General features: G+C 44.8%; 1 pseudogene. It reads right to left on the reverse strand.

Features of this window, described 5'->3' with window-relative positions:
* A pseudogene (locus RG959_RS23795) lies at nucleotides 1-761 on the reverse strand (NAD(P)H-dependent oxidoreductase); the annotation flags it as partial.

Consider the following 761-nt stretch of genomic DNA (forward strand, 5'->3'; position numbering starts at 1 on the left):
TGGCCTTTTACGATAACAAATACGCCAGGTGCAAGACCATCTACGTACTCAACTACACCGAAATTGTTTAACACGCCGCCATTTTCTTTCACATCTAAGTCTTTAATCACGGAATCAAGGTCTCCAGCAATTCCATGCATGCCCACTACATCCGGTACAAATCCAATCGCATTAGACAGCAGGTTCATTTCAGCCATTGTCTTCGTGCCGTCTTGGAAAGCAGCCAGCATATGAGAAGACATTTTTTTCTTGTCTGCCTCTTCCTGCGCAGTGGAAGGATTGGCTGTGACATTTAATTTGTTATTTTTTCCTTTACCAGCAACGAGGACTTCCATACCCATCGTTTTGGCAAACTCGAAGAGTTCAAGCGTTGCCGCAGGCTCATCACCTGCTGAACCTGTATACACTAGTCCAGCGTTTTTAAACATTTGGTGCATGACTGGACCAATTGTGATGTCTACTTCAACATTTAGTAAAACAAGGTGTTTCTTCGATCTGAATGCCTCAAGCGAAATATTGGCTCCGACTTCAGGAACGCCTGTCGCGTCGACAATGACTTCAACATTCTGCGATTGAATCACTTCACGAAAATCGTTGGATACAATAATCGATTCTTTTCGATCTGCCTGTGCGTTATAGTAATCCGCGGCTCTTTGAGCTGCTTCGATATTAATATCACTGATACCGGTTACACTCATGCCCGGAATACGTGAGATTTGCCCGATCATGCCAAAGCCCATCTGTCCGGCACCGATCACTCC

Source organism: Domibacillus sp. 8LH, assembly GCF_038806185.1.
GTDB classification, from domain to species: Bacteria; Bacillota; Bacilli; order Bacillales; family Domibacillaceae; genus Domibacillus; species Domibacillus indicus_A.